Genomic DNA, 12,921 nt, shown 5'->3' on the forward strand with positions numbered 1-12,921 from the left:
TTGCGCACTCTCGCGCGGTTTGCGCTGGCCAAAGGTTACAAAGCTGAAATCAAGCCAGCCGATGAGCGTCGGAGCGTGCTCTTAAGCGCACCAGTCAGAGCACGTCTCCGCGACCGGTGAGCTTGAGCGACTCCACGACGCCCTTGACCCGTTGCGCGTGCTGGACCGTGGTGACCAGGAGCGCATCGGGGGTGTCGACGACGACGATGTCCTGCACGCCGACCAGGCTGATCACGCGCGTGGTCTGGCTGACCAGGATCCCGCTCGCGCCGTCGGTCAGCACCCGCGCGTTCGGCCCGAGCACGGCGAGGTCGTTCTTGCGCCCGTTGTTGATGAGCTTCGTCAAAGAGGCGAAGTCGCCGACGTCGTCCCAGTCGAAGTGGCCCGGGACGACGGCGAGGCGTCCTCGACGCGCGGCGGGCTCGGCGACCGCGTAGTCGATGGCGATCTTCTTCAGACGCGGCCAGATCCGGTCGACGGCGGGGCCGCGTCGATCACGGTCGTCCCACGCCTCGGCCAGTTCGAGGAGCCCGGCGTGCAGTTCCGGCTCGTTCGCCGCGATCTCGTCCAGCAGCACGCTCGCCTTCGCGATGAACATGCCCGCGTTCCAGAGGTAGCCCCGATCGGCGATGTACTCCTTCGCGGTCTCCAGGTCGGGCTTCTCGACGAAGCTCTCCACGAGGGCGGCCTCGCGCGCACCGTCGACCACGAGCTCCTCCCCCTTCTTGATGTAGCCGAAACCGATGGCGGGTTCCGTCGGCGTGATGCCGATCGTGCAGATGTACCCCTCGCGGGCGACCTCGACGGCGTCGCGTACCGCGAACTCGAACACCCGGGTGCTGCGGATCACGTGGTCGGCGCTGAACGATCCGATGATCACGTCGGGCTCGCGGCGATGCAGGATGGCCGCGGCCAACCCGATCGCGGCCGCCGACTCCCGAGGCTCCGACTCCAGGAAGACGTTGAGGTCGGCGATGCCGGGGAGCTCCGCCTCGACGGCAGCGCGGTGGGCACGACCGGTGACGACGGCGATCCGGTCCGATCCGGTGAGCGGTTCCAGACGGTCCCAGGTGTCGCGCAGGAGGGAGTGCCCCGATCCGGTGAGGTCGTGCAGGAACTTCGGCGCGTCCGCGCGAGAGAGCGGCCAGAGCCGACTGCCGATGCCGCCGGCGGGAATCACTGCGTAGAAATCCTTGATGGGTTCGCTCACCCTGACAGGGTAGCCGCAGAGAACATCTCGACATCGAGATACTTAGGCTCCCCTTCGTCGCTCCCAGTGTTCTGACAGGAATAGGATGGAGGACGATCGGGCGTGCCTGACTTCGACAGGCTCACACTTGAACGAGAGCAGTGCACGCGACCGACGCACATCGATCAGGGAGGACGACCGTGTCCACGAGCGCTCGCTTGACACCGTCGATTTCGGAAACCACGTCCAAGACCCCCCGCGGCACCCTCTACCGAGGCCGCGAAGGCATGTGGTCGTGGGTGCTTCACCGCATCACCGGAGTCGCCATCTTCTTCTTCCTGTTGGTGCACGTGCTCGACACGGCACTGATCAGGGTCTCGCCTGAGGCGTACAACGCCGTCATCGGCACGTACAAGAACCCCATCATGGCGCTCGGCGAGGTCGTCCTCGTCGCGGGAATCGTGTTCCACGCGATGAACGGACTGCGCATCATCGCGGTCGACTTCTGGTCCAAGGGCGCCAAGTATCAGCGGCAGCTCTTCTGGGGCGTGCTGCTGGTGTGGGGCATCATCATGGCCGGGTTCGTGCCGCGCCACCTGATGCTCGCGTTCGCCGGGTTCGGAGGGGGACACTGATGACCGCCCAGACCATCGCCGCACCGGCTCGCCGTCGCCGCGGAGTCAACCTCGAGAAGTGGGGCTGGATCTTCATGCGCGCGTCGGGCGTCGTGCTCGTCGTGCTGATCTTCGGCCACCTGTTCGTCAACCTGATGGTCGGCGAAGGCATCCACGCCCTCGACTTCGCATTCATCGCCGGCAAGTTCGCCACGCCGTTCTGGCAGTGGTGGGACGTGCTGATGCTGTGGCTCGCGCTCATCCACGGCGCCAACGGCATGCGCACGATCGTGAACGACTACGTCACGAACAACACCGCTCGCAAAGCGCTCACCTGGGCGCTCGGCCTCGCAGCCGGCCTGCTCATCATCCTCGGCACGCTCGTCGTCTTCACGTTCGACCCCTGCCTGGGTGTGACCGAGGACAGCGTCCTGTGGACCGAATGCGCCGCGCTGGTCGGGAACTGAGAAGAAGGCTAAGAAGAAGTGACTACCGAGACGCAGGATTCCGTCGTCCGTGACGGCGTGCACTACCACCAGTTCGACATCGTCATCGTGGGGGCGGGTGGCGCCGGCATGCGTGCGGCCATCGAAGCGGGCCCCGGCGCGAAGACCGCGGTGATCTCCAAGCTGTATCCGACGCGTTCGCACACCGGTGCGGCACAGGGCGGCATGGCGGCGGCTCTCGCCAACGTCGAAGAGGACTCGTGGGAGTGGCACACCTTCGACACGGTCAAGGGCGGCGACTACCTCGTCGACCAGGATGCGGCCGAGATCCTCGCGAAGGAGGCCATCGACGCGGTCATCGACCTCGAGAACATGGGCCTCCCCTTCAACCGCACGCCCGAGGGCAAGATCGACCAGCGCCGTTTCGGCGGCCACACCGCCGAGCACGGGAAGACCCCGGTCCGCCGTGCGTGCTACGCGGCCGACCGCACCGGCCACATGATCCTGCAGACGCTGTTCCAGAACTGCGTCAAGCTCGGCATCAACTTCTTCAACGAGTTCTACGTGCTCGACCTGCTGACGGTGAAGGATGCCGACGGCAAGACCCAGGTCTCCGGCGTCGTCGCGTACGACCTCTCGACCGGAGAGCTGCACGTCTTCCAGGCCAAGGCGGTCATCTTCGCGACCGGCGGCTTCGGCAAGATCTTCAAGACGACGTCGAACGCGCACACCCTCACGGGCGACGGCGTCGGCATCGTGTGGCGCAAGGGCCTTCCGCTGGAGGACCTCGAGTTCTTCCAGTTCCACCCGACCGGTCTCGCCGGCCTCGGCATCCTCCTCACGGAGGGAGCGCGAGGCGAGGGAGCGATCCTGCGCAACGCCTCGGGCGAGCGCTTCATGGAGCGCTACGCCCCGACCATCAAGGACCTCGCGCCGCGTGACATCGTCGCGCGCTGCATGGTGCAGGAGGTCGCAGAGGGCCGCGGCGCCGGCCCCCACAAGGACTACGTGCTGCTGGACTGCACGCACCTGGGCGCCGAGGTGCTCGAGACCAAGCTCCCCGACATCACGGAGTTCGCCCGCACGTACCTGGGCGTCGACCCGGTCGTCGAGCCGGTGCCCGTGATGCCGACCGCGCACTACGCGATGGGCGGCATCCCCACGAACAACAACGGCGAGGTGCTCGCCGACAACGACACCGTCGTGCCCGGCCTGTACGCCGCAGGTGAATGCGCGTGCGTCTCGGTGCACGGCGCGAACCGCCTCGGCACCAACTCGCTGCTGGACATCAACGTGTTCGGCAAGCGCTCGGGTCGCAACGCGGTGGAGTACGTCAAGACGGCCGAGTTCGTCCCGCTGCCGGAGAACCCTGCCGCTTTCGTCTCCGACATGCTCGAGGGCCTGCGCAACAACCAGGGCACCGAGCGCATCGCGGTCCTTCGCAAGACGCTGCAGGACGAGATGGACAAGGGCGCGCAGGTGTTCCGCACGCACGAGTCGCTCCAGCACGTGCTCGGCGTCATCGCCGAACTGCGTGAGCGCTACAAGAACGTGCACGTCGACGACAAGGGCCAGCGGTTCAACACCGACCTCCTCGAAGCCGTCGAGCTGGGCTTCCTGCTCGACATCGCCGAGGTCGTCGTCTACGCCGCGCAGAACCGCGAGGAGAGCCGCGGCGGCCACATGCGCGATGACTTCCCGAAGCGCGACGACGAGAACTACATGCAGCACACCATGGCCTACCTCACGGGCGACCCGCACTCGTCCGACCCCAGCGACCACATCAAGCTCGACTGGAAGCCCGTCGTCTTCACCAAGAACGACAAGGGCGAGTTCAACTACCCGCCGATGGAGAGGAAGTACTGAGCATGTCGAACGCCATCGCGGAAGCACCCGCGGACACGACGGAAGAGACGGGCATCCAGTCCTTCATCGTCACCTTCAACATCCGCCGCTTCGACCCCGAGGTCGACGCCGAGCCGCACTGGGTCGACTACGACGTGGAGCTCTTCTCCACCGACCGCGTGCTCGACGCGCTGCACAAGATCAAGTGGGAGGTCGACGGCTCGCTGACCTTCCGACGCTCCTGCGCTCACGGCATCTGCGGCTCGGATGCCATGCGCATCAACGGCCGCAACCGCCTCGCCTGCAAGACGCTGATCAAGGACCTCGACATCTCGAAGCCGATCTACGTCGAAGCCATCAAGGGCCTGCCTCTGGAGAAGGACCTCGTCGTCGACATGGAGCCTTTCTTCGCGTCGTACCGCGAGGTGCAGCCGTTCCTCGTCGCCAGCTCCGTGCCGGAGAAGGGCAAGGAGCGCACGCAGTCGATCGCCGACCGCGAGATCTTCGACGACACCACCAAGTGCATCCTCTGCGCCGCGTGCACCTCGTCCTGCCCCGTGTTCTGGACCGACGGGCAGTACTTCGGTCCGGCGGCGATCGTGAACGCGCACCGCTTCATCTTCGACTCGCGCGACGACAACGCCGCCGTGCGCCTCGACATCCTCAACGACAAGGAGGGCGTCTGGCGCTGCCGCACGACCTTCAACTGCTCCGAGGCGTGCCCGCGCGGCATCGAGGTCACGAAGGCCATCGCCGAGGTCAAGCAGGCGGTCCTTCGCGGTCGCCCCTGACGCGCCGATTCAGGCGATCACACGAGAACAGGCGGTTCCCTTACGGGACCGCCTGTTCTCGCGTTATCGCCTGTTCTCGCGCGGAGCACCACCGCCCTCGAGAGGCCGCACTCCCCACCATCGACGCTTGGATAGGGTAGGCAGGTGTCCGATCCCGATGGCGCCTCGAGTGAGGCTCGCCGCCTCGATGCCGCCGTCGAGCGCGCGACCGCGATCACCCGACGCACGCTCGGCCTGTTCCCAGTCCGCGTCTGGCGGCATTTCCTCCAGCACAACGGCTTCCTGCTGGCGGCCGGCGTCAGCTATCAGGCTCTCTTCGCGATCTTCGCGGCGATCTACCTCGCCTTCGCGATCGCAGGGCTCTGGCTCGGCGGCAGCGAGGACGCCGTCAACGGTCTGATCGACATCATCAACAGCTACATCCCCAACCTGATCGTCCCCGAGGGCGGTGTGGCCACCCCCGAGCAGGTGCAGGAGATCGCGGCCAACACCACCGGCGTCCTCAGCATCACCGGTGCGATCGCGCTCGGCACCGTGATCTGGACGGCCATCGGGTGGGTGACGTTCTCCCGTCGCGCGACCAGGGACATCTTCGGTCTCCCGCCCGACCGGCGCAGCTACATCATCCTGAAGGCCCGCGATCTGCTGGCCGCTCTGATCTTCGGCGTCTCCCTGATCGTCGGCTCGCTCCTCAGCTCGGCGAGCGCCACGGTGCTGCGCTGGCTCCTCAGCCTGCTCGACTGGGACTTCGGCTCCGACGGGGTCAACCTCGGCATCCGCATCGGAACGGTGGTGGTCTCGTTCGCGCTGCTGTCGTCGGCCCTGGCAGCGATGGTGCGATTCCTCACGGGAACCTCGTTGCGCTGGCGCACCATCTGGCCAGGTGCCCTTCTGGGCGGCGGCGCGATGACCGTGCTGCAGTACGGCGCGGGCTTCCTGCTGAGCTATACGCCCTCCAATCCCCTCCTGGCCACGTTCGCGATCTTCATCGGTCTGCTGCTGTGGTTCCGCGTCAACGGCGTCGTGATGCTCGTGGCATCGTCGTGGATCGCGGTCGCGGCGCAGGATCGCGACCTCCCGCTCATGCAGCAGACCGAGGCCGAGCGGCGGCGCGCGGAGTACGAGGCACTGCTGACGGCGGCACGCGTACGTGTTCGACAGGCGCAGTCCGCCCGCGAGGCTGCTCCGTGGTTCCGCTCTTGGGGCGCGAAGAGGGCTCTGCGGGCGGCGGAGAGCGAACTGGCCGATCTCGAGGCCTCCCGTCCTCCGCCGATCGAGGCCGCGTCACCGCTCGCGCAGCGCCTGCTCGCGGAGCTCAACCACAGGTCGTCTCGGGATGTCGGGGGCGCTCGTTAGGCTGGTGGACATGCCTCATCTGCGTATCGCCACGGTCAATGTCAACGGAATCCGAGCGGCGGCTCGCAACGGGATGAGCTCCTGGTTGGATGCTGCCGGCGTCGACATCCTCACCCTCCAGGAGGTCCGTGGGCAGGACGAGCACCTCGAGGCCGCCCTCCCCGGATGGTCGTTCGTCCATGACGAGGCGACTGCGAAAGGGCGCGCCGGCGTCGCGATCGCCAGCCGCACGCCTGCGCTCGCATCGCGCACCGACTTCGGCCCGGAGGACTTCGATTCCAAGGGGCGCTGGATCGAGGCCGACTACCTTCTCGGCGACCAGCCGCTGACCGTGGTGAGCGCGTACGTGCACTCCGGCGAGGCCGACACCCCGAAGCAGGACGAGAAGTGGAAGTTCCTCGACGCGTTCGGCACCCGCCTCGGCGAGCTCGGCTCCGACGGCGCTCTCGCGCTCGTGACCGGCGACCTCAACGTCGGGCACCGAGAGCTCGACATCAAGAACTGGCGAGGCAACCGCAAGAAAGCCGGCTTCCTCCCCCGAGAACGCGCATACTTCGACCGGTTCCTCGGTGAGTCCGGCGCGGAGGTCACCGCGGTCGACGGCACGATCGGCACCGGTCTGGGCTGGGTCGATGTCGGACGTCGGTTCCACGGCGAGATCGACGGCCCCTACACCTGGTGGTCGATGCGCGGGCAGGCGTTCGACAACGACTCCGGCTGGCGCATCGACTATCACCTCGCGACGCCCGCTCTCGCGGAGCGCGTCGAGACCTATCACGTCGCCCGCGCGGCGGCCTACGACCAACGCTGGAGCGACCACGCTCCGGTCGTCGTCGACTACCGCTACTGAGCGCTCGTCCGCGGCTCAGGCTCGGGCTCGGGCTCGGGATCGGGCTCGGGCTCGGGCTCAGGCTCGGGCTCGGGCTCGGGCTCGGGGTACCGATACCACCCGCGGTACTCCAGAACCGTGCCCAGCAAGGGACTCCTGGCCCTCATCGACACCGTGCGACGCCCGTGGGCCTCATCCCAGCCGTCGACGAGATCCACGTGCACGCCGAGGATGCCGCGGAGCGCGATCCGGCGCCTGCCCAGTCGCAGCGCGACCGCGAGCGTACGCATGCGCAGGGCTCCCTCCGGCGTGACCGAGCACTCTTCGAGCATCTCCACGCGTCCGCGGGCCCCGAGGGCGTTGTGGACCACGCCGGGCTTCGCGGTGGCTGTGAGCCGATCCACGACGTGCTGCGTCCCCTTCGCGAAGCGGAGTTCGCGCCTGGTGTGGAGGATGGATCGGCCCGAGTCGGAAAGCGACGTGGCGGTGCGGATCCGGAAGGGCACGTCGCGCGCGAAGCGCGTGACGCACAGCCCAGGGCCGACGACGGGTGCTGCCAGCGCCGTGAGTCCGCGGAAACGGCTGCCGGCGACGACGAAGATCCCCTCCGCCTGATCGTCGTCGACGGTCGTCCGCAGCTGCGCGAGGATCGCCGGATGGAGTCGGTCTGCCTGCGCCCCCAGCACCTCGAGGAAGACCGCACCCCGAGCGGTCATGCCCGGTTCCCTCGGGAGCGTGAGATCATGCGCCCATCGTAGAGCGCGCGCACGCACCCCATAGGATTGATGCTGTGACGAAACCCCGCCTCTACTCCGGAATGCAGCCCTCAGCCGACTCCCTTCAGATCGGCAACTACATCGGCGCGCTGCTCCAGTGGCGAGATCTGCAGAACTCCTACGACGCGTACTTCTCGGTCGTCGACCTGCACGCCCTCACCGTCGCGCAGGATCCGGCTGAGCTGCGGGAGAAGACGCGACGCACGGCCGCACAGTACATCGCCGCGGGCATCGAGCCCTCGCTGTCGACGCTGTACGTGCAGTCGCACGTCCGCGCCCACGCCGAGCTCGCGTGGATACTCAGCACGATCACCGGTTTCGGTGAGGCCGGCCGCATGACCCAGTTCAAGGACAAATCGAGCCGATACGGCGCCGATGCCACCAGCGTCGGACTGTTCACCTACCCGGTGCTCATGGCCGCCGACATCCTGCTCTACCAGACCGACGTCGTGCCGGTCGGCGACGATCAGAAGCAGCATGTGGAGCTGACGCGCGACCTCGCGGAGCGGTTCAACTCCCGCTTCGGCGAGACCTTCACCGTGCCGATGCCGGTCATCCAGAAGGAGACCGCCCGCATCTACGACCTGCAGAACCCGACGGCCAAGATGTCGAAGTCGGCCGAGAGCGACGCAGGTGTGCTGTGGATGCTCGACGACCCGGCGAAGTCGGCGAAGAAGATCATGCGGGCCGTCACCGACAACGAGGGGTCAGTGCGCTTCGACCGGGAGAACAAGCCGGGGGTCTCGAACCTGCTGACGATCTACGCCGCTCTCTCCGGGCGTCAGGTCGCGGCGATCGAGGACGAGTACGCGGGGCGCGGCTACGGCGACTTCAAGAAGGGCCTCGCCGAGGTCGTCGTGAACGAGTTCGAGCCGGTGCGCGCCCGCGCCCTCGAGCTGCTCGACGATCCCGCGGAACTCGACCGCATCCTCGCGGAGAACGCCGGCCGCGCGGACGCCGTCGCCGACGAGACCCTGTCCCATGTGTACGACCGCGTGGGGCTGCTCCGCCGCGTCTGAGCCGCGCCCTAGGATGGGGGCGTGACAGATCCGCAGCTGCCTCCCCCGTCCGGCGCCGAGAACCCCGGCTCGTTCGTGCCACCCACGGCATCGGGGGCCGCCCCCGCGGAGGCTCCATCCGGAGTGGTCCCGCCGCCCGCTGCAATACCCGCATATCCGGCGGCACCTCCCGCGTACCCCGCAGCTCCGCCCACCCCAGCGGCGGCTCCCCGTATCCGACGGCTGCTCCCGCGTATCCGCAGACGCCTCCGTACGCGCCCGCGCAGGGCGCGCCGGCCGCCCCTCCCGGTGCGTATCAGGTCCCCGTGGGCGGGTATGCCGCTCCGGCCGGCGCCTACTCCGTGCCGGAGACCGCCCCGCGCCCGTCGGCGTACCTCGGGATGCTCGCTCTGATCCTCGCCCTGGTCGCCGCCGTGGTCCCCGCGATCGTGGTCGGGATCAGCGCCTTCGAGATCGGACGCGTCCTGCCCCAGGGCGTCTCGACCACGACCACCGAAGACCTCAGCGTGCTCGCGCCCGCGCGGGATCAGGTGTTGTGGGCCGAGCTCTCGTTCTGGGCGGGGACGATCCTCGGTATCGCGGCCATCGTGGTCGGGATACTCGCAATCGCCAAGAAACGGGGTCGCGGCGCGGGGATCGCCGCACTCGTCATCGCCGTGGTCGGAGCCGTGATCTTCTTCATCGTCCTGGTGTCGGCCCTCGCCGCAGGCAGTGCGGTCGGCTTCTCCAGCTATCCCGCCTGATCGCGCCGGCCTGCCCAGCCGGGCGCGTCGGCCCACGCGACCGGGCGCGCCGGCATCACCGTGGAGCGTGGTGCTTCTGCTGGGCCGCGAGCAGCCCTTCGCCGACGAGCAGCTCGACCGCATCGGCCGCGTCGTCGATGAGGATCGACAGGTTGGGCCGCTCTTCCTTGCCGAAAGGCGAGAGGACCCAGTCCGCCGGGTCCTGACGGCCGACGGGCCGACCGATACCCACTCGCACACGGGGGAAATCTGCCGTACCGAGGGCACGCGCGACATCGCGCACGCCGTTGTGTCCGCCGTGCCCGCCCCCGGTCTTGAGCTTGATGGTGTCGAACGGGATGTCGAGCTCGTCGTGCACGACGACGACCTGCTCGACGGGGACCGAGTAGAACCGCGCCAGTGCGGCCACCGGGGTTCCGGAGACGTTCATGAAGGTGTTGGGCTTCGCGAGCACGAGCTTGTCGGCACCGGGTCGCAGCCACGTCTCGACGACGCGTGCCCCGCCCTTGTGCTCGCGGAACGCCTCGTTCCGGCGCGCAGCGATCTCGTCGACCACCATCTGACCGATGTTGTGACGGGTGTTCTCGTACCGCGGACCGGGGTTGCCGAGCCCGACCACGAGCCAGGTCGATGCCATGTCCTCGTCCTCTCCCTGCGCGGGCGAAACGCCTCGGTCAGGATACGACAGAGGGGACGCGATCGGATCGCGTCCCCTCTGTGATGATTCAGCCGGAGATCACTCCGCGGCGGCCTCGTCGGACGCCTCGGCGGTCTCACCCTCGGCCGCGGTCTCGTCCTCATCCTCGGTGGGAGCAGCAGGAACGGAGACGGCGACGACGAGCACCTCGGGGTCGGAGAGCAGCGTGGAGCCCTTGGGGAGCTTCACCTCGGCGGCCGTGATGTGCGCGCCCTCTTCGAGACCCTCGACCGAGACCTCGATGTTCTGCGGGATGTGGGTGGCCTCAGCCTCGATCGACAGCGTGGTCGCGTCGAGGTTCACGATGGTGCCGGAGGCGGACTCGCCGGTGACGACGATCGGGACGTCGATCGCGACCTTCTCGCCCTTCTTCACGACGAGCAGGTCGATGTGCTCGATGATCTGGTGCACGGGGTCCTTCTGGACGTCCTTCACCAGGGCGAGCTGGGACTTGCCCTCGATGTCGAGCTCGAGCAGCGCGTTGGCACGACGGATGATGAGCGAGACCTGGTGGCCGGGCAGCGCCACGTGCACGGGCTCGGTGCCGTGACCGTAGATGACGGCGGGGATCTTGCCGGCAGCGCGGAGGCGGCGGGCGAAGCCCTTGCCGAAGCTCTCGCGGAGCTCGGCGTGGACCTTGGTGTCTTCAGACATGGGGTTCTCCTTCGGGGCACGCAGCGAAGGCGCCGCGCGGTGGTCTTGGAATTGTGGGACTCGAACGCGGACGCGTGAGGAAAGCCACCGGGCTTGCTTCGCCGCGTCGATAACGGATGAACGCGCACGCGCAGAAGCATCCCTCGCCGAGGTACAGCCTCAATGGTACCGGATGACCCGGTAGGCTGAAGACACCGGTCCTTTTCTGCAGAACACGGAGAACCCCCATGCTCGACGGCGCCTTTTTCTCGCACGCACTGCTGTGGCTGATCGGCGCCATGAGCGTGTGCGCCGTCGTGGGCAGCCTCGGCGCCCTCTTCGCCATGGGCCGCTCGGGCTACCGCAAGGACTGATCTCGGCGTCAGGCCGCTGACGACCGCACGGCGTCCCGGATGACCCGCACTTCTTCGTCCAGGCCGAGCGACGCCTGAACCTGGACGCCCGTCTCCCCGGGCTGCAACGACTCGAGCGTCTCCAACTGGGAGTCCAGCAGCGATGCCGGCATGAAGTGTGCCTCGCGGGCATCCAACCGTTGCGCCAACGTCGCCCGATCGACCACCAGTTCTGCGAAGAACACGTCCGGCGCCTCCGCGCGGATCGCGTCACGATACCTCCGCCGCAGCGCCGAGCAGGCGACCACGATGAGATCCTCGCTGCGAAGCGTCACGCCGACGGTCCGCAGCCACGGCATCCTGTCGTCGTCATCGAGCGGGATGCCGGCGGCCATCTTGTCGACGTTGGTCAGCGGGTGCAGGTCGTCGCCGTCGACGAAGCGTGCGCCGACGGCTTCGGCCAGCGCGCTGCCGACCGTGGACTTGCCACTGCCGCTCGGCCCCATCACCACGATGCGCAGGCTCAATAGAACTCCACGGTGTCGACGACGGCACGCAGTTCTTGTCCGTCGAGCAGGCGCGTCGCGTTGTCGGCGAAGCGGCGGGCGATCCGCTCCTCCTCCTTCGAACTGAGCGCGGCGGTGTGCGGACTCACCAGCACGTTCGGGTGCGCCCACAGCGGAGACGTGTCATCGAGGGGTTCCTGCTCGAAGACGTCGAGTGCCGCGAAGGCCACGCGTCCGTCGTCCAGCGCCGGAAGCAGGGCCGCCTCGTCGATGACGCTGCCGCGGCCCACGTTCGTGAGGATGACGCCCGGACGCACTGCGGCGAGCACGTCCGCACCGATGAGGTGTCGCGTCTGGGCGGTCTCGGGCAGCGTCACGACGATCGCATCGACCTTCCGCACCGCATCGACCAGCTCATCGAGTGGCACGAGGCGGTCGACGCCGTCGACAGGTTGTCCGGACCGGGTCGTGCCCCAGACCTCGGCGCCGAGAGCGTGGAAGCGGCGTGCGCATTCGGAACCGATGCCGCCGAGGCCGACGATCAGGACCGTCATCTCGTCGACCTGACGCATCTCCCAGCGCTCCGGCCAGGTGCGCGCGCGCTGGTCGGCCAGAAGACGCGGCAGCCCCTTCGCTCCGGCGAGCACCGCGAACACGGCGAACTCGGCGAGGGTGCCGCCGTGCACGCCGGCGCTCGTGGTGAACACGATCCGGTCCAGCGCCTCACGGTCGAGACCTGCCGCCTTGATCGAGCTGCCTCCCCCGGCCGCCGTCGTCATGACCCACCGCAGACGGGGATTCGCGGCCACCGTGCGGGCGAGGGCGGCGGGATCGACGTCCGGGATGCCGAACAGGACGTCGGCGGAGTCGACCATCTCGTCGAACGCCGCCTGCTGTGAGGGGCTGCGGACGAACGCCGGATCCCCCGTCCAGTCGGCGGGGCCGCGCATGGGCGGCATCACGGAGTGGTCGCGGACGACCTCGAGACGCGGCTCACGCTCTTCGATGAGCCGGCACAGCTCTTCGGGAAGGGGAACGGCCACGACCGCTCGCACCTTGGTCTCGGGCTCTGTCATCGGGACTCCCTCCGCGCACGGCACTGATCCGACCAGCGTAGAGGGCAC

At 68.1% G+C, this 12,921-nt stretch carries 15 protein-coding genes; 9 read left to right on the plus strand and 6 right to left on the minus strand.

The genetic code is table 11. The annotated features are described in order from the left end of the window. Positions 1-94 precede the first annotated feature (94 nt). A complete protein-coding gene (locus K1X59_RS13475) occupies positions 95-1,210 on the minus strand; it encodes a mannose-1-phosphate guanylyltransferase (RefSeq protein ID WP_183150460.1) in 1,116 nt (371 codons plus the stop codon). 179 nt (positions 1,211-1,389) lie between these two features. On the opposite strand from K1X59_RS13475, the gene sdhC reads away from it, so the two are divergent. From sdhC to K1X59_RS13505, 6 genes are all read left to right on the plus strand, one after another. Next, entirely contained in the window at positions 1,390-1,824 is a 435-nt protein-coding gene (gene sdhC / locus K1X59_RS13480) for a succinate dehydrogenase, cytochrome b556 subunit (RefSeq protein WP_072591539.1), read from the plus strand. Next, positions 1,824-2,270: a succinate dehydrogenase hydrophobic membrane anchor subunit gene (locus tag K1X59_RS13485; protein ID WP_183150461.1), complete on the plus strand. Its 447-nt coding sequence runs from the start codon at positions 1,824-1,826 to the stop codon at positions 2,268-2,270. The genes sdhC and K1X59_RS13485 overlap by 1 nt, the downstream gene beginning before the upstream one ends. 18 nt (positions 2,271-2,288) lie before the next feature. Further along, entirely contained in the window at positions 2,289-4,115 is a 1,827-nt protein-coding gene (sdhA, locus tag K1X59_RS13490; RefSeq protein ID WP_183150462.1) for a succinate dehydrogenase flavoprotein subunit, read from the plus strand. Between the two features lie 2 nt (positions 4,116-4,117). Further along, the gene (locus K1X59_RS13495; RefSeq protein WP_183150463.1) at positions 4,118-4,885 is read left to right on the plus strand and encodes a succinate dehydrogenase iron-sulfur subunit; all 768 of its coding nucleotides are present in this window, start codon (positions 4,118-4,120) and stop codon (positions 4,883-4,885) included. Positions 4,886-5,029: 144 nt separating this feature from the next. Further along, on the plus strand, positions 5,030-6,241 hold the full coding sequence (locus tag K1X59_RS13500; protein ID WP_183150464.1) for a YihY/virulence factor BrkB family protein: 1,212 nt from the start codon (positions 5,030-5,032) through the stop codon (positions 6,239-6,241). A gap of 10 nt (positions 6,242-6,251) precedes the next feature. Continuing rightward, positions 6,252-7,091: an exodeoxyribonuclease III gene (locus K1X59_RS13505; protein WP_220173477.1), complete on the plus strand. Its 840-nt coding sequence runs from the start codon at positions 6,252-6,254 to the stop codon at positions 7,089-7,091. Here K1X59_RS13505 and K1X59_RS13510 read toward each other — a convergent pair. Then, a complete protein-coding gene (locus tag K1X59_RS13510; protein ID WP_220173478.1) occupies positions 7,085-7,786 on the minus strand; it encodes a DUF4166 domain-containing protein in 702 nt (233 codons plus the stop codon). The genes K1X59_RS13505 and K1X59_RS13510 overlap by 7 nt on opposite strands. 74 nt (positions 7,787-7,860) lie before the next feature. On the opposite strand from K1X59_RS13510, the gene trpS reads away from it, so the two are divergent. Together trpS and K1X59_RS13520 are read left to right on the plus strand one after the other, a co-directional pair. Next, on the plus strand, positions 7,861-8,865 hold the full coding sequence (gene trpS, locus K1X59_RS13515; RefSeq protein ID WP_183150465.1) for a tryptophan--tRNA ligase: 1,005 nt from the start codon (positions 7,861-7,863) through the stop codon (positions 8,863-8,865). A 305-nt stretch (positions 8,866-9,170) separates the two neighbouring features. Further along, positions 9,171-9,608: a hypothetical protein gene (locus K1X59_RS13520; RefSeq protein WP_220173479.1), complete on the plus strand. Its 438-nt coding sequence runs from the start codon at positions 9,171-9,173 to the stop codon at positions 9,606-9,608. A 55-nt stretch (positions 9,609-9,663) separates the two neighbouring features. Here K1X59_RS13520 and pth read toward each other — a convergent pair whose 3' ends face one another. After that, the gene (pth, locus tag K1X59_RS13525) at positions 9,664-10,245 is read right to left on the minus strand and encodes an aminoacyl-tRNA hydrolase (protein ID WP_220173480.1); all 582 of its coding nucleotides are present in this window, start codon (positions 10,243-10,245) and stop codon (positions 9,664-9,666) included. Between the two features lie 99 nt (positions 10,246-10,344). Further along, positions 10,345-10,959: a 50S ribosomal protein L25/general stress protein Ctc gene (locus tag K1X59_RS13530; RefSeq protein ID WP_183150467.1), complete on the minus strand. Its 615-nt coding sequence runs from the start codon at positions 10,957-10,959 to the stop codon at positions 10,345-10,347. Between the two features lie 227 nt (positions 10,960-11,186). Between K1X59_RS13530 and K1X59_RS21590 the strand changes: the two genes are divergently transcribed. Then, positions 11,187-11,312 carry a hypothetical protein gene (locus K1X59_RS21590; protein ID WP_258566847.1) on the plus strand — a complete coding sequence of 42 codons (126 nt, stop codon included), beginning with the start codon at positions 11,187-11,189 and terminating at the stop codon, positions 11,310-11,312. Positions 11,313-11,320: 8 nt separating this feature from the next. On the opposite strand, the gene K1X59_RS13535 is transcribed toward K1X59_RS21590, so the two are convergent. Beyond that, positions 11,321-11,818, minus strand: coding sequence for a gluconokinase (locus K1X59_RS13535; RefSeq protein WP_244632019.1), 498 nt, complete (start codon positions 11,816-11,818; stop codon positions 11,321-11,323). Then, positions 11,815-12,873, minus strand: a complete 1,059-nt coding sequence (locus K1X59_RS13540) for a D-2-hydroxyacid dehydrogenase (RefSeq protein WP_220173481.1) — start codon at positions 12,871-12,873, stop codon at positions 11,815-11,817. Before K1X59_RS13540 ends, K1X59_RS13535 begins: the two co-directional genes overlap by 4 nt. Positions 12,874-12,921 lie beyond the last annotated feature (48 nt).

It is taken from the genome of Microbacterium sp. Se5.02b, from assembly GCF_019464375.1.
In the GTDB taxonomy this organism is placed as follows: Bacteria; Actinomycetota; Actinomycetes; order Actinomycetales; family Microbacteriaceae; genus Microbacterium.